The organism is Tessaracoccus rhinocerotis (genome assembly GCF_007197885.1).
Taxonomy (GTDB): domain Bacteria; phylum Actinomycetota; class Actinomycetes; order Propionibacteriales; family Propionibacteriaceae; genus Arachnia; species Arachnia rhinocerotis.
The window spans coordinates 333,942-356,301 of sequence record NZ_VKKG01000005.1 but is presented as its reverse complement, the minus strand read 5'-3'; the positions used below and the strand labels follow the sequence as shown (position 1 = coordinate 356,301).

General features: G+C 69.2%; 13 protein-coding genes. 7 read left to right on the top strand and 6 right to left on the bottom strand.

Annotation, left to right across the window (positions count from 1 at the left end; all coding sequences use genetic code 11):
• Nucleotides 1-234: 234 nt before the first annotated feature.
• From ilvD to FOJ82_RS13360, 5 genes are all read left to right on the top strand, one after another.
• Complete coding sequence (gene ilvD / locus FOJ82_RS13380; protein ID WP_143938973.1) at nucleotides 235-2,076, top strand: dihydroxy-acid dehydratase; 1,842 nt, start codon at nucleotides 235-237, stop codon at nucleotides 2,074-2,076.
• 69 nt (nucleotides 2,077-2,145) lie between these two features.
• On the top strand, nucleotides 2,146-3,003 hold the full coding sequence (locus tag FOJ82_RS13375; protein ID WP_143938972.1) for a T3SS (YopN, CesT) and YbjN peptide-binding chaperone 1: 858 nt from the start codon (nucleotides 2,146-2,148) through the stop codon (nucleotides 3,001-3,003).
• Nucleotides 3,004-3,049: 46 nt separating this feature from the next.
• A complete protein-coding gene (locus FOJ82_RS13370) occupies nucleotides 3,050-3,922 on the top strand; it encodes a universal stress protein (protein WP_185975795.1) in 873 nt (290 codons plus the stop codon).
• Nucleotides 3,923-3,927: 5 nt separating this feature from the next.
• Nucleotides 3,928-7,746 carry an ATP-dependent RNA helicase HrpA gene (gene hrpA / locus FOJ82_RS13365; RefSeq protein WP_143938970.1) on the top strand — a complete coding sequence of 1,273 codons (3,819 nt, stop codon included), beginning with the start codon at nucleotides 3,928-3,930 and terminating at the stop codon, nucleotides 7,744-7,746.
• Between the two features lie 7 nt (nucleotides 7,747-7,753).
• Nucleotides 7,754-8,590 (top strand): acyl-CoA thioesterase, encoded by an 837-nt coding sequence (locus FOJ82_RS13360; protein WP_143938969.1) that lies wholly within the window; start codon nucleotides 7,754-7,756, stop codon nucleotides 8,588-8,590.
• Between the two features lie 27 nt (nucleotides 8,591-8,617).
• Here FOJ82_RS13360 and FOJ82_RS13355 read toward each other — a convergent pair whose 3' ends face one another.
• Complete coding sequence (locus FOJ82_RS13355) at nucleotides 8,618-9,562, bottom strand: sigma-70 family RNA polymerase sigma factor (protein WP_143938968.1); 945 nt, start codon at nucleotides 9,560-9,562, stop codon at nucleotides 8,618-8,620.
• Between the two features lie 249 nt (nucleotides 9,563-9,811).
• Here FOJ82_RS13355 and FOJ82_RS13350 point away from each other — a divergent pair, with 249 nt between their 5' ends.
• Nucleotides 9,812-11,176 (top strand): RNA polymerase sigma factor, encoded by a 1,365-nt coding sequence (locus FOJ82_RS13350; RefSeq protein WP_185975796.1) that lies wholly within the window; start codon nucleotides 9,812-9,814, stop codon nucleotides 11,174-11,176.
• 9 nt (nucleotides 11,177-11,185) lie between these two features.
• Here the strand turns inward: FOJ82_RS13350 and FOJ82_RS13345 are convergent, their stop codons facing one another.
• A complete protein-coding gene (locus FOJ82_RS13345) occupies nucleotides 11,186-11,923 on the bottom strand; it encodes a glutamine amidotransferase (RefSeq protein ID WP_143938966.1) in 738 nt (245 codons plus the stop codon).
• Entirely contained in the window at nucleotides 11,920-13,059 is a 1,140-nt protein-coding gene (locus FOJ82_RS13340; RefSeq protein WP_143938965.1) for a carboxylate-amine ligase, read from the bottom strand. Before FOJ82_RS13340 ends, FOJ82_RS13345 begins: the two co-directional genes overlap by 4 nt.
• Before the next feature lie 113 nt (nucleotides 13,060-13,172).
• Between FOJ82_RS13340 and FOJ82_RS13335 the strand changes: the two genes are divergently transcribed.
• Complete coding sequence (locus tag FOJ82_RS13335; RefSeq protein ID WP_143938964.1) at nucleotides 13,173-14,366, top strand: amino acid aminotransferase; 1,194 nt, start codon at nucleotides 13,173-13,175, stop codon at nucleotides 14,364-14,366.
• A gap of 24 nt (nucleotides 14,367-14,390) precedes the next feature.
• On the opposite strand, the gene recD is transcribed toward FOJ82_RS13335, so the two are convergent.
• From recD to FOJ82_RS13320, 3 genes are read right to left on the bottom strand one after another with little or no spacing between them, the layout of a single operon-like run.
• Nucleotides 14,391-16,145 (bottom strand): exodeoxyribonuclease V subunit alpha, encoded by a 1,755-nt coding sequence (gene recD / locus FOJ82_RS13330; RefSeq protein ID WP_143938963.1) that lies wholly within the window; start codon nucleotides 16,143-16,145, stop codon nucleotides 14,391-14,393.
• Nucleotides 16,142-19,291: a UvrD-helicase domain-containing protein gene (locus tag FOJ82_RS13325; RefSeq protein ID WP_185975794.1), complete on the bottom strand. Its 3,150-nt coding sequence runs from the start codon at nucleotides 19,289-19,291 to the stop codon at nucleotides 16,142-16,144. The genes recD and FOJ82_RS13325 overlap by 4 nt, the downstream gene beginning before the upstream one ends.
• A gap of 8 nt (nucleotides 19,292-19,299) precedes the next feature.
• Nucleotides 19,300-22,296 carry an exodeoxyribonuclease V subunit gamma gene (locus tag FOJ82_RS13320; protein WP_143938961.1) on the bottom strand — a complete coding sequence of 999 codons (2,997 nt, stop codon included), beginning with the start codon at nucleotides 22,294-22,296 and terminating at the stop codon, nucleotides 19,300-19,302.
• Nucleotides 22,297-22,360 lie beyond the last annotated feature (64 nt).

Here is a 22,360-nt window from a genome sequence, read left to right as displayed (position 1 = left end):
AAGCCTCTCAGCGCCGATGGTACTGCAGCGGGGACGCTGTGGGAGACTAGGACGCCGCCGGACTTATAATCACCCCCCGTTCATCCAACTTTTGTTGGGTGTCGGGGGGTGATTTTTTTGTCCCCATTTCACGTCAGACTGGTCGTCCGCCTGCTGGACGCTCGCGCCCGCCATGTGGGACTCAATGTGGTTCGGAGTAGTCTTCGGGGTTGAACCACCCAGGAAAGTGAATCGATGCCGCAACTGCGTTCCCGCACCAGCACCCACGGCCGCAACATGGCCGGAGCCCGCGCCCTATGGCGCGCCACCGGGATGGGGGAGTCCGACTTCGGCAAGCCGATCGTGGCCGTTGCGAACTCGTTCACGCAGTTCGTACCGGGGCATGTGCATCTCCGCGACATGGGGAAGCTCGTCAGTGAGGCGGTGGCCGAGGCAGGCGGGGTCGGACGCGAGTTCAACACGATCGCAGTCGACGACGGCATCGCCATGGGTCACGGCGGCATGCTCTACTCACTACCGAGCCGAGAGCTGATCGCTGACTCCATCGAGTACATGGTCAACGCCCACTGTGCCGATGCGCTCGTGTGTATCTCCAACTGCGACAAGATCACCCCCGGCATGTTCCTCGCGGCCCTCAGGCTGAACGTGCCGACCGTGTTCGTCTCCGGCGGCCCGATGGAGGCCGGCAAGGCCGTCATCCGGGACGGCGAGGTGGAGACCTCCCTCGACCTGGTCGATGCGATGGTGGCCGCCGTCGACCCCAATGTCTCCGACGACGAACTGCAGCGGATCGAGGACAACGCCTGTCCCACCTGCGGCTCGTGCTCGGGGATGTTCACGGCAAACTCCATGAACTGCCTCCTCGAGGCCATCGGTCTGGCCCTTCCCGGGAACGGATCGACCCTCGCCACCGCTTCGGCACGGAAGGACCTGTTCATCCGCGCAGGCAAGCTCGTGGTCGAGCTGGCCAGGCGCTACTACGACGAGGACGACCACTCAGTGCTCCCCAAGTCGATCGCCACCAAGGACTCCTTCTCCAATGCCATGCGGCTCGACGTCGCCATGGGGGGATCCACCAACACGGTGCTGCACCTCCTCGCCGCCGCGCAGGAGGCGGGGATCGACTTCGACCAACGTGACATCGACGCCATCAGCCGGGTCACCCCTTGCCTGGCCAAGGTGGCGCCCAACTCAGACCGCTACTACATGGAGGACGTCCACCGCGCGGGGGGCATTCCCGCCATCCTCGGTGAACTGCACCGGGGCGGCAAGCTCAGCGCCGACGTCCACAGCGTGCACGCACCGTCGCTGCAGGCGTGGCTGGACGAGTGGGACATCCGTGGCGGCAAGGCCTCGGGGTACGCCGTCGAACTGTTCCACGCCGCCCCCGGAGGAGTCCGGACGACGGAGGCCTTCTCGTCGAGCAACCGCTGGGCGAGCCTCGACACTGACTCCGAGGCCGGCTGCATCCGCTCCGTCGACCATCCCTACACCGTCGACGGCGGCCTTGCGGTCCTGTACGGCAACCTCGCCCCCGACGGCGCCGTGGTGAAGACTGCCGGCGTCCCGGAGCATCAGTGGGAGTTCACCGGCCGCGCGAGGGTCGCGGAGTCCCAGGACGACGCCGTCGAGATGATCCTCGGCAAGAGGGTCGTCGAGGGCGACATCGTGATCGTGCGCTACGAGGGCCCCAAGGGCGGCCCCGGGATGCAGGAGATGCTCTACCCGACTTCCTACCTGAAGGCACTCGGCCTCGGCCAGAAGTGCGCGCTCATCACCGACGGCCGGTTCTCCGGCGGGTCCTCCGGACTCTCCATCGGGCACGTCTCCCCGGAGGCCGCCTCGGGCGGAGCCATCGGCCTGGTGGAGGACGGGGACGAGATCACCATCTCCATCCCGAACCGTTCCATCACCCTCAATGTCGACGACGCCACGCTCGAGGGTCGACGCGCGGCGGCCGAACAGCGAGGCTGGAAGCCCAGGAACCGCCAGCGCGAGGTCTCCACGGCGCTGCGCATCTACGGTGCCCTCGCCCAGTCGGCGGACAAGGGCGCCGCGCGTAGGTTCACCGACTGACACGAGCCCGGGGCTCGATGAGCCCGCATCGTCATCCTTTGCTAGGTTGAAGTTGCGAAGGGAGGCCGAATGGCTGATATCGAGGACTTCGACCTCGACAGGACCACGGCGATGGCCTGGGAGGCATTCACCGACAGGCTCGACGACGTCCTGTCGGTGATGGACGAGACCGCCGACCTCACCATCTCCGTCTCCAGGAGCGGCGCCACGTTCGACGTGCCACCGGCGATCCGGTTCTCCGCCGTCCGCGACGGCGTCATCGAGGCCACGCTGCTGGGTCCGGACGACGTGCGCCTCGCCGGGCTGGGCTGGGTGGCACAACCGGACGGCACCGAACGCGTCCTCGTCGACCAGGAGGACTCGAGGCGGCTCGCCGAGATCACCACCGCGACGCTGTCCCAGGTCCTGCGCGTACTCCACCCCGTATTCCTCGAGCCGGACCAGCTGGCAGAACTCCTCAGCGGCATCCCCGAGGGGGAGGAGGTCTCCGAACCGGACACCCGCGGCGTGGTGAAGCCGGGCAGCCAGGAGGAGTTGGATGCGATGGTCGACGTCGAACTCACACGCGAGTTCGGCCACCCGCCCATGCGCAACAGCGACGGGGACGTCGCGATCCGCGTCGGCTCGACCATGATCTTCCTGCGTTCGACGCCGGACTACCGGGAGCTGGTCCTGTTCGCCGCACTCGTGCACGACGTCGCCGGACGCTCACGGGCGTGCGAAATCCTCAACGACCTGAACGTGGAGGCGCGCTACTGCCGGTTCGCGCTGCACCGCGACCGGGTGTTCGTGCAGCTGTCAGTCTTCACCCAGCCGTTCGTGCCGGAGCACCTGCAGCACGCCCTCGAGGCGATTTCTGCCGTGGCGGACGGGATCGATGACGAACTTGCCACCAGATTGAGCGGGCGGACCACGTTCCCCGGATAGACTTGTCTGATCCGGACCAGCAGGCCGGGCAACCAGGAGGAGCATGATGGAAGAGAAGAAGCTACCCCTCATCGTCGTCGGCGTCGATGGTAGTGAGGACGGCCTTCGCGCGGTCCGCTTCGGGGCAGGCACCAGCCTCGCCTTCGGCACCGAACTCCTCCTCGTGCACGCCGTCGACGACGCGATGCTCGCCGGGGCCTGGGGCGTTGTCTACGACCCGGAGGTCCTCCAGAACGCCGGGGCGACCGCCAACGAACAGGCCAAGGAGGTCGCCTTGGAGATGGGGGTCCCGGAGGACCGCCTGCGCACCGAGGTGGTGCTCGGTTCCCCCGGTGGCGTCCTTGGCCGCCTGAGCGAGGTCGCCGACCTCATCGTCGTCGGGCGCCGCTCGGTCTCCGGCCTTGAGCGCATGTTCGTCGGATCCACGAGTGTCAGCGTCGTGGCCAATGCCGCGTGCCCGGTGGTCGTCATCTCCGCCGCGTCCACCCCGAAGCCCGTCGGTGGCCTCGGCCTGGTGGGCGTCGGCCTCAACACCAGTCCCGGCAAGCACGAGACGCTCGAGGAGGCGTTCAAGTACGCCAAGCGCCAGAACGCCCGCCTGGAGATCGTCCACGCCCTCCAGCCCCCCATCGGGATCTTCGGGCCCAAGATGTCGCCCGACGAACTCGAGGAGCAGCTCGAGTTCACGCGCGGCGGCATCGAGGCGGTGGCGAAGTCCATGGCCGAGAAGTACCCCGAGGTGGCCTACGAGGTGGTCGTCGTGGCCGACAGCCCCATCAACGAACTCGTCTCCCGCTCCGCACGCTACGACATGCTCGTGCTCGGCACCAGCGACAGCGGCATCCCCGGGTTCGGCCTCGGCGGACTGCTACGCGGCCTGATGGCGCACGCCTCGTGCCCGCTGCTGATCATCGACTGAACCCGTTGACTGGCCCCAGCGCACCACGGCTCGAGTTCGACCCCGCCCTACCGATCTCGGCCGAGGCGCCCCACATCGCGTCCCTGATCCGCGAGCACCAAGTGGTGGTGGTGGCAGGCGAGACCGGTTCCGGCAAGACCACGCAGCTCCCGAAGATCTGTCTGCTCGCGGGACGCGAACGCATCGCCCACACCCAGCCTCGGCGCATCGCGGCCCGGACCGTGGCGCAGCGGATCGCGGAGGAGTGCGACGTCGAGATCGGTGACTTCGTCGGCTACCAGGTGCGCTTCACCCGGAAGGTGTCGCGCGAGACCCGCATCAAGGTGATGACCGACGGCGTGCTGCTCAGCGAGCTCACCCACGACCGGGACCTGAAGCGCTACGACACGATCATCATCGACGAGGCGCACGAGCGCAGTCTCAACATCGACTTCCTGCTGGGCTACCTCAAGCAGCTGCTCCTGCGCCGACCCGACCTCAGGGTCATCGTCACGTCCGCCACCATCGACACCGCCCGGTTCTCCGAGCACTTCGGCGACGCCCCGGTGGTCGAGGTCTCCGGACGCACCTATCCCGTGGAGGTCCGCTACAGGCCGGTCGAGGAGGACAGGGACCAGGTCGACGCCATCGCCGACGCGGTGGCGGAGATCGCAACCGAGTCCGGGACCGGTGACGTCCTGGTCTTCCTCTCCGGCGAGCGTGAGATCCGCGACGCCGCCGAGGCGATCGCGGGCCTCGGCCTCGACTGGGACATCCTGCCGCTGTTCGCCCGCCTCTCCGCCGCCGAGCAGCAGCGCGTGTTCCAGTCCCACTCGCGCAGGCGGGTGGTGCTCGCCACCAACGTCGCCGAGACCTCGATCACCGTCCCGGGAATCCGCTACGTCGTCGACGTCGGACTCGCCCGAATCTCCCGGTACTCGGCCCGCACCAAGGTGCAACGACTGCCGATCGAGCCCGTGTCGCAGGCAAGCGCGAACCAGCGCGCCGGCCGCTGTGGCCGCCTCGGCCCCGGCATCGCCATCCGGCTCTACAGCGAGGAGGACTTCGAGTCGCGACCCGAGTTCACGGAGCCGGAGATCCTGCGCACCAACCTCGCCACCGTCATCCTGCTGATGGCCCAGGCCGGGCTCGGGGACGTCGAGGGCTTCCCGTTCGTGGAGGCCCCCGTGGCCTCGCAGATCAACGACGGCGTCAGGGTGCTGTCGGAACTCGGCGCCATCAGCGCCCGCAAGCGCCACGAGCACATCAGGCTCACGCGCACTGGCCGGATGCTGGCGCGCATGCCCGTGGACCCCAGACTGGGCAGGATGCTCCTCGAGGGCTCCAGACGCGGCTGCCTCGACCAGGTCCAAGTCCTCGTCGCCGCCCTGACCGTCCCCGACGTCCGGGAGCGGCCCAGCGACCACCAGCAGGCGGCCGACACGCTGCACCGCCGGTTCTGGGAGGGGGTGCCCGGCTCCGAGGCGACGGAGCCGAAGCCGGACGGGGAACCCCTCCGACACACCGCCCACACCGGCACCCGCAAGGAGGCCGGCTCGAAGACGTCCCTCGAGGGAGGCGACTTCGAGGTCCTGCTGAACGTTTGGCAGTACCTACGGGCGCGGCGCCGCGAGCTCTCCGGCAGCGCCTTCCGCAGGCTGTGCCGGCAGGAGTACCTGCACTTCGTGCGGTTCCGGGAGTGGGAGGACCTGGTGTCCCAACTGCGGGAGGTGTCCAAGGAACTCGAGCTGAAGCGGGGCACCGCAGACATGTCCGAGGTGCTCACCAGCCTCCTGTCCGGCCTGTTGTCCAACGTCGGGCTGGCGCAGACCGAGCGTGCAAAGCCCCAGGAGCGCAAGCGCAAGCCGCTCACCGAGTACCAGGGCGCGCGTGGGGCGAGGTTCGCGATCCAGCCCGGATCCTCGTGTGCCAGGAGCACCCCACCGCTGGTTGTTGCCTACGAGCTGGTGGAGACCTCGCGGTTGTGGGCACGCACCGTCGCGCCCATCAAGGCGGACTGGGTGGAAGCTGTAGGGGCTCACGTCGTGACGCGAACCCTCTCCGAACCGCACTGGCAACAGCGCACCGGGACGGTGGTGGCGAGCGAGACTGTGAGCCTGTTCGGGGTGCCGCTGATCAGTGGCCGCCGAGTCAACTACGGAGCCCTCGAACCGAAACTGGCCAGGGAGATCTTCATCCGCACGGCACTTGTCGAGGGGGAGTGGGAGACCCGGCAGGACGTCGTCGTAGCGAACCGGTTCGCCCTGTCCGAGGCCGAACGGCTGACCGACAGGATGCGCAGGCCCGACCTACTCATCTCCGACGACGCCCTCTACGAGTTCTACGACGCCCGGATCCCGGCCGACGTGGTATCGGGCGCGTCGTTCGACAAGTGGCTGCGCTCACTGGACGACGACTCCTTCGTCAGGTTGACCCCGGCCGATTGCGTGACGCAGCCGGGCGCCCTCAGCGTCGCCGACTTCCCCGATCGCTGGCATGTGGGGGAGCACACCCTGCCGATCAGCTACGTCTTCGATCCCGGCGCGGGCCACGACGGCGTCACCATCGACGTGCCGCTGGAGCTCCTGCACCAGCTCGACGGCACCCCGTTCGGTTGGCAGGTGCCCGGGCTCCGTACCGAATTGGCCACCGCCCTGCTGCGCAGCCTGCCCAAGCGGATCCGTACCCGGTTCGTCCCCGCCCCTGACTGGGCGTCCCGAGCCCTGGCCTGGCTCCGGGATGACGGTGCCGGCACGGACGAGGCCTTCACTGACGCGCTCGCGCGTGCCCTCAAGGCGCTCACGGGCGAACTGGTGGCTCCCTCGGACTGGAACGCCGACGCCATCGACAGCCACCTGCGACCCACCTTCGTCATCCACGACGGCAAGCGGGAGGTTGCGCGCGGCAGCGACCTGGACGAACTGCGCACCGAGCTCGCGCCGAAGGTGCGCCAGAAGCTCAACCGGTCGGCCAGCCGCATCACCGCCAGCGGGCAGACCGCGTGGACGTTCGGGACCATTCCCACCACCGTGGAACTCGGCCCCGGAGTCGTCGGCCACCCCGGCCTGGTCGACGAGGGCAGCACCGTCGGGGTTGCCGTCGCGGAGACCCCCGCTCGGGCCCTGCGCCAGCACGAGCTCGGGCTGCGGCGGCTGCTGGTGTGCACCAACCCCTCTCCCGTGCGCTCCGTCGTGGCGCACATGTCCAACACCGACAAACTCGCCCTCGGCGCCAGCCAGTATCCCTCCGTGCCGGACCTGCTGGCCGACGCATGGCTGAAGGCGGGGGGACAACTCCTGCGGCAACACGCCGACCCATTCGACATCCGGGACGAGCAGGCATACCGCCGCGTGGCGGACCTGGTCCGGGCCGACTGCGCGCCCAGGACCCAGGAGGTCGTGCGGGTCGCAGCCCGCACCCTGGCGATCTCGGCCGAGGTGGAACGCCGCCTGGCGGCGATGGCCCCCGACGACCCCGTCCGTAGGGACATCGGCGAACAGCTGGCCAACCTCACGTTCAACAAGTTCATCTCGGCGACCCCGGACCCGTGGTTCGAACGGCTGCCCGCATACCTGCAGGCCATCTCGGTCCGGCTCGACGCACTGTCCAAGAACCCGAGCCGCGACGCGCGATCCAGGGCGGAGGTGGAGGACATGGAGATCCTCTACGCCGAGCTGTGCGACGAGCAGCCACCGGGTCGGCTGCCCGCCGACGTGGAGGAGATCGCCTTCCTCATCGAGGAGTTCCGGATCAGCCTCTTCGCGCAGGGTGTGCGAACCGCGGTACCGATCTCGCCGAAGCGAATCCGACAGGCGATCGCCCGAGCCAGATCAGCGGTGGCATGATGGCCGGGTGCCACATACCGTCGATGACCTGGTAGCCCTCTTCGAGATCGTGCAGGTCGCGGATCTGAAGTTCCGCGGTCCCCAACCCGACACCTACTTCCAGCGCCTCTTCGGGGGCCAGGTGTTGGCCCAGAGCCTCTGGGCCGCGCTCCAGACCGTGCCGGAGGACAGGCTGATCCACTCCCTGCACGCGTACTTCCTGCGACCGGGAACCCCTGAACACGCCCTCCGCTTCGAGGTTGACGACCTGCGCAACGGGCGCACGTTCAGTGCCAGGCGGGTGGCCACGCGCCAGGGGGACCGGGAGATCTTCCAGCTGAACTGCAGCTTCCAGGAGCCCGAGGAGGGGCTGAACCACTCGGCGCACCCACCCACCGACGTCCTCCCGCCGGAGGAGTGCAGGCCGTTGCGGGAGGTTCAGGAGGAGCAGTTCGGGAGCCGACTGGACCACCTCAACGAATGGGACGCCCTGGACGTGCGGCTCGCCAGCGAGCCCAGGCCCAGCGAGCAGGGCGGCGTCATGCGGGCGTGGGTGCGCACCCAGACGCCCCTGCCGGACGACCCGCGCCTGCACGCGGCCGTGGCTGCCTACCTCTCGGACATCACCCTGCTGAGCGTCTCGACCGTGCAGCACGAGATGGCTTTCATGTCCCCGAACCTGCAGGCGGCCTCCATCGACCACGCCATGTGGTTCCACAGGCCGTTCCGTGCGGATCGCTGGCTGCTCTACGACATGGTCTCTCCGTCCACGGCCGGGGCGAGGGGATTCTGCCGGGGCAGCCTCTACCAGGACGGCCTGCTGGTGGCCTCATGCGCACAGGAGGGCCTCATCCGGCTGGGATGAGGCCCTCCTGGGGAGACTTTACGGGGCTCAGGCCGCGGTCGACTGGGCCGCGTCGGTGGTCTCGCGCATCTTCGCCAGCGCCATTCGTTCGATCTGGCGAACCCGCTCTGCGGTGATCCCCCAGTGCTGGCCGATGTCGGCGAGCTTTGCCTGCCGACCGTCGACGAGGCCGTAGCGGCGGCGGACCACGTCCGCGGAGCGCTCGTCCAGGCCGGAGAGCATGCCGTCGAGACGGGCACGGTCCTCCGCGTCCAGCACCATCTCGTCCGGACCGGGCGCGGTCTCACGTGCGATCAGGTCGCCGAGTGCGGTGTCGCCGTCAGCCTCCACCGGGGCGTCGAGGGAGACGTGCTCGCGCGAGTAGCGGATGAGGTCGACGATGCGGGCCTCGGTGAGGTCCAGCTCCGCGGCGATCTCGGCCACCTCCGGCTCGCGCCCGAGCTCGCGCTCCAGGTTGCGACGCACGGCTGCCACCTGGTTGACCTGCTCGGCGACGTGCACGGGCAGGCGCACGATCCGTCCCTGCTGCGCGATGCCGCGGGAGATCGCCTGGCGAACCCACCACGTCGCGTAGGTGGAGAACTTGAAGCCCTTGGCGTAGTCGAACTTCTCGACTGCGCGGATCAGGCCCGTGTTGCCCTCCTGCACCAGGTCCAGCAGCGGCATCTGCGCACGTCCGTACTTTCGCGCCACGGACACCACCAGTCTGAGGTTGGCCTTGATGAAATGCTGCATGGCACGTTCGCCCTGGGCCACCAGTTCCTGGAGTTCGGGCTTCGTGGCCTTGACGGAGGTCTTCACCTCGCCGGCGAGGACCTTGCTGGCGTACAGGCCTGCCTCGATGGTGCGTGCCAACTCCACTTCGTCGGCGGCCGAGAGCAGTGCGGTCTTGGCGATCGAGTCAAGGTAGAGTCCAACAGCATCCTTGCCATCGATGCCGTCAGTGCTCCGGTTTCGAGCGGTTGAGATCATGGATGTCCCTTTCTCGCGTCTACAAATGCTTCAACGCCCTGGGGTCGCAGAAGGTTCCATCGAAACCCCCGAATCCCGCCAGAATCAGACTCAGGTACTACTCGGACGGCCTCGTGTGGGGGACAACCCTGAGGGTTCAACCCCGGATCTGGTTTGAGTCCTGCCCATTCGCGTGGAATCATGGAGGGCGACGTCCCTTGACTGACACGGGTCGTTGCGTGCCCAAAATTTGTAGGACCTTCCGAGAGGATCGCTGTGACTGCTGGATCGAGTCAAGATCAGGCCCCCGCGAAGGCGTCCCGTACCCGAACCACGGGGGCGAGCGCTGAGAAGAACACGACTGCCAAGCCTGCGACCCGTTCCCGAGCCAAGAGCTCCGACGCCGAGCCCGCCAAGGCCGCACCAGCCAAGGCTCCAGCAACGCGAAGGGCCGGTGGCCGCAAGGCTGCGGCGTCGAAGCTGGCCGAGCCCACCATCGAGCAGGCCACCTCTGGCGAGATCGAGGTCGAGGTCAAGCGCGAGGGGGACGACGTCGTCCTCACCGTGGGCGGCAAGAAGCGCTCGCTCGACGACGTCGACGACTCCAAGTTCGAGGAGGCCAAGGAGGCCCCCTTGGAGAAGGAGCTCGTCGAGGACGAGGGATTCGCGCTCAAGGACTCCGACGACGCGGACGAACCGGAGCAGCAGGTGGTCTCCGCCGGTGCCACTGCGGACCCGGTCAAGGACTACCTGAAGCAGATCGGCAAGGTCGCACTCCTCAACGCCGTCGAGGAGGTCGAACTGGCCAAGCGGATCGAGGCCGGCCTGTTCGCCGAGGAGCGGCTCGGCGACGAGGAGCACCCCGTCAGCGCCGAGGAACTCGACGACTACGACTGGATCGCCCGCGACGGTCGCAAGGCGAAGAACCACCTTCTCGAGGCGAACCTCCGCCTGGTGGTCTCGCTCGCCAAGCGCTACACCGGCCGCGGCATGTTGTTCCTGGACCTGATCCAGGAGGGCAACCTCGGCCTCATCCGCGCCGTGGAGAAGTTCGACTACACCAAGGGCTTCAAGTTCTCCACGTACGCGACCTGGTGGATCAAGCAGGCCATCACCCGCGCCATGGCGGACCAGGCGCGCACCATCCGTATCCCGGTGCACATGGTGGAGGTCATCAACAAGCTCGCCCGGGTCCAGCGCCAGATGCTGCAGGACCTCGGCCGCGAACCCACCCCCGAGGAACTGGCGGCCGAGCTGGACATGACGCCGGAGAAGGTCGTCGAGGTCCAGAAGTACGGGCGCGAGCCCATCTCCCTGCACACGCCGCTGGGCGAGGACGGGGACTCAGAGTTCGGCGACCTCATCGAGGATTCCGAGGCGGTCGTGCCCGCCGACGCCGTCAACTTCACTCTCCTCCAGGAGCAGCTCAACGACGTGCTCGACACGCTCAGCGAGCGGGAGGCCGGCGTCGTCTCGATGCGCTTCGGCCTCACCGACGGCCAGCCCAAGACGCTGGATGAGATCGGCAAGGTCTACGGGGTCACCCGTGAGCGGATCCGCCAGATCGAGTCCAAGACGATGTCGAAGCTGCGCCACCCGTCGCGCTCGCAGGTGTTGCGCGACTACCTGGACTGAGGTCCGCGCTCAGCGCGCGTAACGCTGCGCGAAACGCCGCAGGATGCTGTGCACCTGCGGCGTTATCGTTGCCGCCGACGTGGTGGCGAGGAGGGACTGTGTCTCCTCGGGCCGGAAGTAGCCGTTGTGCTTGTAGACCTGGATCCGTAGCCCGATCCCGGGGCCGTCGAGCTCCGGGTGGAACTGGGTGACGTAGCAGTTGGCGCCCACCCGGAACATCTGCACTGGACACTCTGTCCCCGTGGCGAGCAGCACGGCCCCGTCCGGGAGCCGCGAGACCGCCTCCTTGTGCCCGACGAACGCCGTGAATCCGCCAGGCAGCGCCGCGAGTTCTGCCAGCAAGTGGTCCCGGCGCCCGGCGTCGGTGAGCCGGATGTCGACAGCGCTGACCGGCTCCCCGAACTCGCGGTCGACGACGCCGCCGAGCTGGGTGGTGACAGTGCCGACGCCGTAGCAGAGCCCAAGGAAGGGCAGGTCGTCGGCCAGCACCTCCGTCAACACTCGACGCAGGTCGGCTTCGACCCGTAGTTGCAGTTCGGATTTGTCCGGGTCGCTGGAGTTGAAGGGGCCTCCGCCCAGGATCACCCCCGAGTAGTCGGACAGGTCCAGGGCGGGCATGGCGGCAGCCTCCACCCGGACGTGGCGCAGCTCGTCGGGGGAGAGGCCTGCGAACCGGGCAACCGCCCCGTGCTCGCCGATGGCCGCCTCGTCCTCGGCGCGGGTGCTCAGCAGCAGGAAGGGCCTCATTCGTGCCCCTCGAACCTGGGCCGGCCCTGCATCGTCTCGGCGATCACGGAGCGCACGACTGCGTGGACGTCGTCGGTGGCCGCCAGCACTCGTCGTTGCCGGACGTAGCTGGGTCCGGAGGCGAGCAGTCGACCGCAGTCGGCCAGGTGTGCCGCACAACCCAACTGGTCCGCCGTGGGCGCCAACTCGTCCAACCAACGCCGCAGGCCCTCGCGGAGCATGATCGTGTGTTCCTCCGGGCGAGGCGTGATCACCTCTGCACCGAGACCGTAGCGGGCCGAACGCCACTTGTTCTCCCGCATGAACCAGAACGGCAGCCGGTCGATGGTGCCGCCGGCATCCAGTGCCCGGGACATGCGCTCCACCAGCGACTGGCTGAGCGCGGCCAGCGCGCCGATCTCCATGAGGGTCGGGACGCTGTCCATCGACCTGTTCTCGACGGTCCCGAACGTCGAGGGGCGCACGTCCCACCTGATCTCCGACGGGGACTGGATCAGCCCGACGCCCTCGAGCTCGGTGGCGTACTTCTCGTACTCCGCCCAGGACTCCATGTGGTAGGGCAACCCGTTGGTCGGGAGCTGTTGGAACAGCATCGTGCGCTGTGACGCGAAGTGGGTGTCGACCCCCTCCCACAACGGCGAGGAAGCGGACAGCGAGATGAAGTAGGGGATGAAGCGGGCGAGTCCGAAGGTGATGGGCAGGGCCTTGTCCCGCTGCGCGATACCGGTGTGGATGTGCAGCCCGTTGACCGCCATCAGCTCACCCCACCACCCGTTGCGCTCGCGCACCCGCCGGTACTGCGCCTTGCGGACCGGTTCCTGTACGCGGGCGTTGCCGAAGGGGTGCGCGCCCATTGCCAGCACCGTGCAGCCGTGCGGCTCGAGCGCCGAGATCACCTGGTCCAACAGCGAGGCGAGTTCCGCGACGACCCCGGCGACGGTGGTGTGTACGCCGGTGACCAGCTCCACCATGCTGCGCAGGTACTCGCCGCGGATCGGGCCGTCCACCGGATCCTCCACGCCGTCGAGGACGTGGTGTGCCGCCGGGACCTGCTCCAGCGTCGTCAGGTCCACGATCGCGAGTTCCCACTCCACGCCCAACGTGGATTGCGGTGAGTCGCCGAAGGCGATCTTCATGCACTCCTCCTCGGTTGAGGAAAAGATAGTGCAGGCGGCGGCCTGAACACTTGGAATCCGCAACTGTCGGCCAGCGGTAGGCTTTGGTGCGCAAATGACGAAAGGTGCTGCCAATGCCCATCCTTGACCGCGTAGAGCTCGCCCCGGCGGATCCGATCCTCGGGCTCACCGAGGCCTTCAAGGCCGACGACCGGACGAACAAGGTGAACCTCGGGGTCGGGGTGTACCTGGGGGAGGATGGAAAGCTGCCGCTCATGGACGCCGTGCGGATCGCCGAGGAGCGGCTGGCGGGCCAAGCCAGGCCACACGGGTACCTCGGGATCGACGGACTGCCCTCCTACAACCAGGCCACCCGTGCACTCGTCTTCGGCGCCGAGTCGGAGGCCGTCGCCTCCGGCCGGATCACCACGGTCCAGACGCTCGGTGGCACGGGCGCGCTGAAAGTGGCTGCGGACTTCCTGCGCACCATCGACGCGGACGCCAAGGTCCTGATCTCCTCCCCGAGCTGGGAGAACCACCGTGCCCTGTTCACGCGGGCGGGGTTCACCGTCGAGGAGTACCGCTACTACGCCCCAGAGGCACGCGGCATCGACTTCGACGGGATGCTGGAGGACCTGGAGGCCGCCGCGGCCGGGACGATCGTGGTGCTGCACGCCTGCTGCCACAACCCCACCGGCTACGACCTCGCGCCCGAGCAGTGGGACCAGGTGATCCGGACCATCTCCGAGCGCGGCCTGGTTGCCCTCGTTGACATGGCCTACCAGGGCTTCGGCTTCGGGATCGAGGAGGACGGAGCGGTGATCGGCAAGTTCGTCGACGCCGGTCTGGAGTTCTTCGTGACCACCTCCTTCTCCAAGTCCTTCAGCCTCTACGGCGAGCGCATCGGTGCCCTGCACGTCGTCTCGCCGGATGCGGACACCGCCAGGAAGGTGCTCTCGCAGGTGAAGATCTGCATCCGCACCAACTACTCCAACCCCGCGACCCAGGGCGCCGCCCTCGTCGACATCATCCTCGGCGACGCCGAACTGCGCGCGAACTGGGAGGCCGAACTGGGAGGCATGCGCGAACGGATCAAGTCCCTGCGCAGCCGTCTGGTCCAGGGCCTGCAGGAACACGGGGTCGACGACATGGGCTTCATCCGCGAGCAGTTGGGGATGTTCAGCTACTCCGGGCTCACGAAGGACCAGATGGTGGCACTGCGCAACGAGCACGCCGTCTACGGCACCGACAAGGGCCGCATGTGCGTCGCAGCGCTCAACAGCAACAACGTGGACCACGTGGCGAGGGCGATCGCCGCCGTCCGCTGATCCTGGTGCCGGCGAGGCGGGTGCTCAGCGTCCCAGCCCGCTGGCGCGCCGGGCAGGCGTCCTGATCGCCTCCACCAGCGACTCGGGAGTTCCGTAGAGTCGCACTCCCTCCTTCGCACGCGTCACCGCCGTGTAGAGGAGTTGCCTCGTCAGGAGGGGGGAGCCCACGGGCGGCAGGATGACGCTCACCGTGCCGAACTGGCTGCCCTGGGACTTGTGGATCGTCATGGCGTGCAGGTCCACGGCGTCGTCGAGGACGGCGGGGTCGCGCCACAGGGGACCGCGAGCCCGGTCGATGCAGGCCACCAGCCGCCCACCGCGCCGCACGACGACGGCAGTGTCGCCGTTGGCCACCGTGTCGCTGCTGCGGGTGATCAGGAGCGGCTGGCCCACCCACGGACCCGCGGTGAGTCCGTAGTCGGGCAGGCGCTCGGACAGCCACGCCCGCGCGTTGGCCCCCCACCGGCCGACTCCGAAGGCGCCCTCGCGGTGTGCGCACAGGATGCGGTGTCGTTCCAGCTCTCGGTTGGCGAGTTCCCCGTCGCCGGCCTCCGCAGCGGCTCGCACCGCGTTGGCGCACCCGAGCAGGTCCGTGGTCAGCGTCGGGAACTGGGAGAGGGGCTCGGTCCCCGTGTACGGGGTCAGCGTGCAGGTGGTTCCGTCAGCCAGGAGCTGCAGCGCGAGGTCGGCGTCCCCGGTGCGGATCGTGCTCGCCAACGCGTTGATCTCCTGATTGCTGCGCCAGTTCCTGGTGAGTGACACGACCGCGCTGCCGGTGGGGGAGGAGACCAGCGCCTCGGAGTTCGCGATGTCGGCCAGGACGGCACCGACCTCGACGGACTCGAGCTGGTCCGGGTCACCGATCAGAACCAGCCGGGTGGAGTCGGCCACGGCCTCGAGGAGCCAGGACATCATCGTCAGGGACACCATGGAGGTCTCGTCCACGATGACCACGTCGTGGGGGAGCGGGTTGTCGGGCCCGTAGGTGCGCCGTTCGCGCCCGGGGACGATCTCCAACAGCTTGTGGAGCGTCGAGCTGCGCAACCGGAGCCCGTCGGCCTCGCCCAGTTGCTCGCGGACGGAGGTCTCCAGCCGTGTGGCCGCCTTGCCGGTCGGGGCAGTGAGCGCCACCAGGGGCGGGTGCTCGTGGTCCTGCAGGCCGCGCAGGATCCGGGCGACGGTGGTGGTCTTGCCGGTACCGGGCCCACCGGTGATCACCGTCGTGGGGTTCGTCAGCGCGGCCTCGACGGCGAGGTATTGGGGGTCGGCCGGCTCCAGCGCAGGGCTCGTGGCCAGTGCCGCCGCGAGCGCGTCGCCCGGGACGGGTGCCGCCGGTAGGGCGCTGCGTCGCAGCAGCACGGTCTCAACGGCGCGCTCCTCCGCCCAGAAGCGTTCCAGGTACAGCAGGTCCCCCACCAGCCGGAAGGGCCGATCGGGGCCAGCGGGACCGGAGACGGCCGGTGAGGCCTTGAGCGCGGCCAGCCACTCCTGCACCGGCGGCCACTCGAGGTCGGGTTCCGGGGCGCCACCCGGCTCGGCAACCTGGTCCTCCTCGACGTCGGGGCGCAGCGTGTGCGCCGCCGCGACGTCGAGGCAGACGGACCCGAGCCGGAGCTCGCGGGTGGCCAGCGCCATCGCGAGCTCGACCCGCTCGTCGCTCTCCTGGCTGAGCTGGGCCATCCGGCGGGCGAGGTGGAAGTCCACCGGCTGCAGCATCCCCGCCTCGCAGAACTGGAGCAGCACCCCACTGGCCGCGACCGGTACCTCGTGGGTCCTCATCGCACTCCTCCGATCAGTTCGGATGCCGCGAGCACGAGCTCGACCGGCGGGTTCCACGTGAACACACCGCAGGTGTGCCCGTCGACGACCGGCGTAAGTGCGCCCGCCATGCCACGCACGAACAGGTAGCCCGCCCCGCCGAGGTGCTCCTCCGGGCGGTAGCCGGGCAGCCGCCACGAGAGGTAGCGGTGCAACGCGACGCTGTAGAGCAGCGCCTGCAGGGGGTAGTGGGACTGGATCATGGCCTCGGCCATGGCGCGGGGCCGGTAGTGGCCCACGGCCAGCTCCTCATCGGGGCCCACGGGGAGCCGGTTGGTCTTGTAGTCCACAACGATGAAGCGGCCGTCGGTGGTGCGCAGCACCACGTCGATGGAACCGGTGAGCATGCCGTTGAGCACCTGCGTCGCGGCGGGCGAGTCGGCCAGGTGCTGCGGATAGGCGATCAGGGGGTCGCCGGCGGGCAGGAAGCGTGCCATCAACTCGGCGAGCGCGGCCACCGTGGCCGGGGCGCCCCGGTCCGCCATGGGCAGGTCGAAGTCCAGCTCGGCGAGTCGTTGAGCCAGTGGGAAGTCGGTGAGGGCCGAACCTTCGGCGAGTGGGCCCAGGGGCGTGTTGCACACCTCCACCACGGCGTGGGTGAGCCTTTCGGCGTGCTCGGGGGAGAGTCCGTGGCGCGGTGCCAACAGCTCCACCACACGCGCGGCACTGGCCTCCAGAGCACCCGGTGCCCAGTCAACCTCCTCGAACACGGCATGGACGAGGGTCCCGAACGCGGCGCCTCCGGGGAGCCCGGCCATCGGCGAGGCCAGCACGAGTTCCCCACCCGGCGGTGGCTGCACCTCGAGGTCGGCTTCGGGCTCATCCAAGACTGCCGCATGGGCCGCCTCGTGCAGGCCGGCGGTCAGGCCTGAGTAGGAGGTCCGTCGCCAGCTGGGGTCAACGCTGCGTGCCATGGTCGCGGCCCGCAGCGGGGCGTCGCTCACGGGCGGGGCGGTGCGCGACGGTTCCTCGCCGTCGAAGAACCTGGTCACGTTGATCAGGTCCGCGGCCAGCCTCGGTGTGCGCGGGACCTTCGGGTAGGTGGCTGCCAGCTCATCCGAGTCCCGGTCCCTCGCGAGGAGCGCGGTCAGGGCGCCGAGCGCGCTCCTGCGGCCCGTGACGTGCCAGGCGATGGCGAGATGCCGGGCCCTGGTGAGGCCCACGTACAGGAGCCTGAGCTCCTCGTCGCGGCACTGTCGCTGGTAGGCCGCCCAGGTCTCGTCCTCGCGGCGGGGCGGTGGCCCGACGTAGAGGCGGCGTCCACCCTCGGTGACCACTGGAAAGGGCTGGTTCTTGCGCAGCACGAGGTCGCTGACCTCGGGGAGCAGGACCACGCCGAACTCCAGCCCCTTGGCCGAGTGCAGGGTGAGGACCCGCACTGCGCCGACGTCGGAGGCCATCCGGTGGTCCACGGAGTCCACGTCCCGCGAGCGCTCGTCCCGCTGCCTGGTGAACCAGTCCAGGAGGTCCTGCAGGTTTGTGGGCGGCGCACCGCCGAGCAGTTCGGCGACGTGCAGCAGGTCGGCCAGCTGGCGTTCGCCGTCGGGCTGCGCCAGGATCCGGCTGCGCAGCCGGGTCCGGGCCTCGAGCGTTGCCGGCACCGCGGCGAACCCGCGCTCCAGGTAGGCGTTCGCGAGCTGTCGGACGACGACGAAGGCCTCCTCGCTGGCCCGGCTGCCGTCGTCCACGAGATCGGCGAGCCGGAACCCGAGCAGGTCGGTGCAGGCCGCCAGCACGATGCTGGAGCGGTTGGGTGATGCCATCGCCTCCAGGACGTGGGCCCACTCGGCGGCGGCTGGGGAGGTGAGGACGTTCTCCTGGCCTGCTGCCACGGCTGGGATCCCGGCTGCCTCCAGACGGCGCAGCAGCGAGGCGCCCTCGGCGCGGCTGCGCACCAGGACGGCGATGTCGGATGGTGCCAGCGCGCGGTCCTCGATCCGGGCGTGGGCGAGCAGTTGCCTCGTCATCTCGACGACGTCGCGGGCCACGGCGGTGTCGGCCGCCACGCCGAGTTCGTCCTCCTCCGCGCACCGGAGAAGGATCTTGGCCCGGGCCCCCCGCATGTCCAGACGGGACTGGTGACTTGCGTCCACCTCCTCGACGCGGATGTCCTCGTGGCCGAGGCGGACGGTGCCGAAGAGTTCCGCGACGCCGTCGACCACAGGCCTGTCGGAGCGGTAGTTCACGCCCAGGCTCTCCCGGCGGGCCGCTTGGCGTGCGTCCAGGTAGCTCAGCAGGTCCGCGTTGCGGAAGCCGTAGATGGATTGCTTCGGGTCACCGATCAGCACCGTGGCGCGGCCACGGTTCATGAAGGTGGACCGGAGGATCTCCCACTGCACCGGGTCGGTGTCCTGGAACTCGTCCACCATGACGAGCGTGAACCGCTTCCGGAGTGCTTCCACGGCCGCCGGGCCGACCTCCGGTGAAGCGAGCACCTGGGCCAGGCGAACGGGCATGTCGTCGAATGAGACGACGCCCAGTTCCCGCTTGCGCTGTGCGAACCGCTCCCTAACCGCTTCGCAGTACGTGGCCTCGACCGAACCCTGGGGCGCGAGCGGGAGCGTGGACTCGCACGCCTCACGGGCGACCAGCAGGGCCCGGCGCGGTTCCAGCACCACCTCCGGCGCGGTCGCGAACATGTTCAGGTAGACGTCGGTTGCGCACTGCTCGACCACGGCGCGGGGGTCGGACAGCACGGCGTCGTCGGAGTCCCAGTCCCCGAGGACGCCGAGTTCCTTGAGCATGCCCTCGCAGAACGCGTGGATGGTGGAGATCGTGGCACGGTCGAAGGTGGCGAGCGCCTCCCGCAACCGGTCCCGGTGCAGCTCTGCATCGCTCGTGCACAGCAGCGCGGAGACGGCGTCGGTGGGCACCTCGCCGCAGGCGAGGAATCTGGTGAGGGCCTCCTCGGTGTCCTGTAGCCGTTCGAAGACCCGGCTGCGGAGGTCCCGCGTGGAGCGCTCCGTGAACGTGATCAGCAGGACCTTGTCGATGCCCATCTCGGTCTCCGCCAGGAACCGGGTGGCCAGCGCGGCGATGGTCCAGGTCTTGCCGGTGCCGGCGCTGGCCTCGAGCAGCAGGGGACTGGTGGGAAGTGGCCCCGTCACGTCGAACATCATTCGCCTCCCTGGAACATCGGCAGGTAGATGGCTGCGGCCCAGGCCGCGAACGCCGAGTTGCGGCCCAATTGCTCAGGGGGGCGCGGGTCCCGCGTGGTGGCCTCGTCCACGAAGAGCTCGGACGGGACCTCGGAGTAGAACAGCCGCCAGTGCCGGGGGATCCGGCTCCATCTCGCCTCCCAGGATGGCGCAGTCACCTCCCAGGCCTTCTCCTCGTACTGGCCCGACGCCAGTTCCGCGGCGAACAGCATGGCCGGCTCCAGCGGCAGGGGAACCAGACGTGACCGTGACTGGGACCAGGCCCGGATGATGTGTCCGAGAGCCTGAGTGGCCACCTCCTTGCTCTGCGCGCCGAGCTGCGCGGTCTCGCGCTGCAGGGTGCCGTAATGCTTCCTCGTGCGATGCACGACACCGTCCGCCTCGATGCCACAGGCTGCCAGGGCGAGCAACTGCAGCCAGGGCTCGAGCTGCGTCTTGGTGCCGGATCCGGGACTCACCTCGACGATCCGGCCGCCGCGGGTGCGGACGGTGTCGGCCAGGACGACGTTGCCGAGTTCCAGTTCGACGCGGTGGTCCGCGGCCGGGGCCGACCACTCCGGCCAGGCGCGGCGCCACAGGTCCTTGGCGACCTCCAGTTGTTCCGCAAGCACGCGTCGCCCGATCTGGCCCGGGGGCAGAAGTTCCCGCTCCACCTCAAGGGCCTCGGCCTGTTCCGGGTTCAGGCCCTGCTTGAAGGCGGCGAGCAGACGGTCCCGGATGGCCCACTCGTCCAGGCCGTTCAGGACCAGGGGAAGCTCGTCCTCCAGTTCGGGCGCGCTGAACAGCCTGACCCCGGCTGCCGAGCGCAGGAAGTCCTTCGCTGGGTCCTTCAGGAAGGTGCTGAGTTCCCGGAGCGAGATTTCGTGGGCGACGTCGTCGTGCGGCAACGCCAGGGCAGCGCGGCGTCGCAGGACGTGGGGTGCGACGGAGCCGTGCGCGGCTGTGCGCAATGCCACTGCGGCCGAGAGGGCCTGCTGGTCGAAGCTGCGCCCGGCGGTGAAGTTCGACTCGCCATGGGCCAGCAGTGGGTGCTGCACGCGTTCGGGGGTTGCCCCCAGTTCGCGCAGGAACCACGAGATTGTGGTGGCACCCGCCACCTCCTGGTCGGTGAGGGGATCCCGCGTCTGGCCGACGACCAGCACCTCGTCCGCCGCCCGGGCGTGGGAGAGGAGACGGGCGAGCCGGAGCTTGCGGGAGTCTGGCACGTCACCGAGCGGTACCGCGTCGACGTCGCCGCTGCCTTGCCTGTCGCCGATGCCGAGGAGGCACACCAGCCGGAAGTCGACGTGGGCCAGGTCCCCGAGCCCGACGACCTGCAGCGAGCCGTTGCCCACTGTCGGGCGCGGCGCGAACTCCCTGGTCACCGACTCCAGGAGACGGGTGAACTCGCTGCGCTCGAGTGGTTCGGGCTGCTCGCGCAGCTGTTCGGCGAGGTCCGAGAGGGCGGAGTTGGTCTGGAGCAGCATCCACTCGTCGTCGAAGCTGCAGCCGACCACGTCGGCGAGCAGTTGTCGGACCCGGCCCACCCACTCCGAGGCCGGGGCAGCGGTGGCGGCCGCCAGGTTGAAGCGGCGCAGGCGGGAGAGCAACTCACCGACGGTGCCCACGAGGTCCAGGTCCGACGTGGACACTGCGGACACGCCGGTCACGGCCAGCGGGGCGGCCGAACCCGGAGCCAGCGCGATGCCGGCCAGCAACCTGTCCACACCGCGCACCCACGTGTTCTGGCTGATTCCGGGAACCCCGATCTGGGACCGGTGGTGCTGGTCGAGGCCCCAGCGGATGCCGGCGTCGGCGACCAGCGCGACGAGGTCGTCACGTCTGCTGGGACCGAGGCGCCAGCGGTGTGCCACCGGCGACAGCAGCATCAGCTCCACGACGTCCGACGCCGTGGCCCGGGACTCCGAGATCCGAAGGCAACGGCTCACGACCTCGACCACGAGGTTCGCATCCGCCACCGATCCCGTCTGGAGCCGCAGGCCCCGGCCCGGATGGGCCGTCGGGTCGTCCGGGACGGGGGTGAAGGCCGCCAGCAGGTGGGGGCGCCAGACGGCCGGATCCTCGCACACCACCAGCACGTCACGCGGCTCGAGGGTGGGGTCCGCGTCGAACCGGCGTGTCAGTTCGTCCCGCAGCACCTCCACCTGGCGGGACGGGCCGTGGGAGCCGTGGAGGCTGACCGGGGGAGCGGCCGGGCGGCCTGGGGCCGGGGTGGCCGCGTCCAGGGCCAGCGTCCAGTCCTCGAAGCCACTGCCCTCGACCTGCCACACCTGCAGGCCCTCTGAGGCGGCGAGGGCGGCCAGGACCTCACGCTGCGCCTCCGGTACCTCGGGCAGGCAGAAAACCTGTGGGGGCGGGGTTGGTGTGCCGGCGACGGCATTGGCCAGTCCGGCCCAGACGTCCACCGGATCAACCTCAAGTTGCTCCGCCACCCCGCGCAGCAGCGCCGGCTGCCAGGCCAGGTGCGCAGGCAGTTCCACGCCGGCGGCGTCGACGTCCAGGTCCTCGAGCCAACGCGAGACCATCTGCGGGGCATGGTCCACGTAGCGGCGGAACAGGCGCATGCTGCGCTGGGCGAGGAGTTGACGCCTCGCGGGCGAGCCGTTGGCGTTCAGGTGGGCGGCGAGTACCGGGTGCTCGTCTGCCAACTCGGCGAGGACCCGAGCCGCGACCACGACGGCGCGCACGCTCTGCCAGGCCTCGAGGTCCTCGAGCAGTCCATGCCTGCCGGCCGTGGTGCGCAACCACTGCGGCAGCGTGGGGAACGAGATTCCGGCGCAGATACCGCCCGGTAGGCGGGCCGCAAGCGCTTGGCTGAGCATCCTGCCGGCACCGTGTGAACTGACGATCACCTCGACCTGATCGAAGGGACCCGGTGCGGCGGTGGCCAGTTCGTCGGCCAGTGCCGTCACCAGTTCCCGCCACCGGCCGGCGCGATGGATGCGGACGCCCATCCCAGTCCCCCTTTCCAGGTACGGTGCACACCCTATCCAGCCGCACCGACAGATCCCGTCCGGG

Excerpts from the sequence above, each read along its gene's own strand:
- FOJ82_RS13335 (WP_143938964.1), top strand. The coding sequence starts at position 13,173 with ATGCCCATCCTTGACCGCGTAGAGCTCGCCCCGGCGGATCCGATCCTC.
- FOJ82_RS13320 (WP_143938961.1), bottom strand. The coding sequence starts at position 22,296 with ATGGGCGTCCGCATCCATCGCGCCGGCCGGTGGCGGGAACTGGTGACG.
- FOJ82_RS13375 (WP_143938972.1), top strand. The coding sequence starts at position 2,146 with ATGGCTGATATCGAGGACTTCGACCTCGACAGGACCACGGCGATGGCC.
- FOJ82_RS13340 (WP_143938965.1), bottom strand. The coding sequence starts at position 13,059 with ATGAAGATCGCCTTCGGCGACTCACCGCAATCCACGTTGGGCGTGGAG.
- FOJ82_RS13355 (WP_143938968.1), bottom strand. The coding sequence starts at position 9,562 with ATGATCTCAACCGCTCGAAACCGGAGCACTGACGGCATCGATGGCAAG.
- FOJ82_RS13345 (WP_143938966.1), bottom strand. The coding sequence starts at position 11,923 with ATGAGGCCCTTCCTGCTGCTGAGCACCCGCGCCGAGGACGAGGCGGCC.
- recD (WP_143938963.1), bottom strand. The coding sequence starts at position 16,145 with ATGAGGACCCACGAGGTACCGGTCGCGGCCAGTGGGGTGCTGCTCCAG.
- ilvD (WP_143938973.1), top strand. The coding sequence starts at position 235 with ATGCCGCAACTGCGTTCCCGCACCAGCACCCACGGCCGCAACATGGCC.
- FOJ82_RS13370 (WP_185975795.1), top strand. The coding sequence starts at position 3,050 with ATGGAAGAGAAGAAGCTACCCCTCATCGTCGTCGGCGTCGATGGTAGT.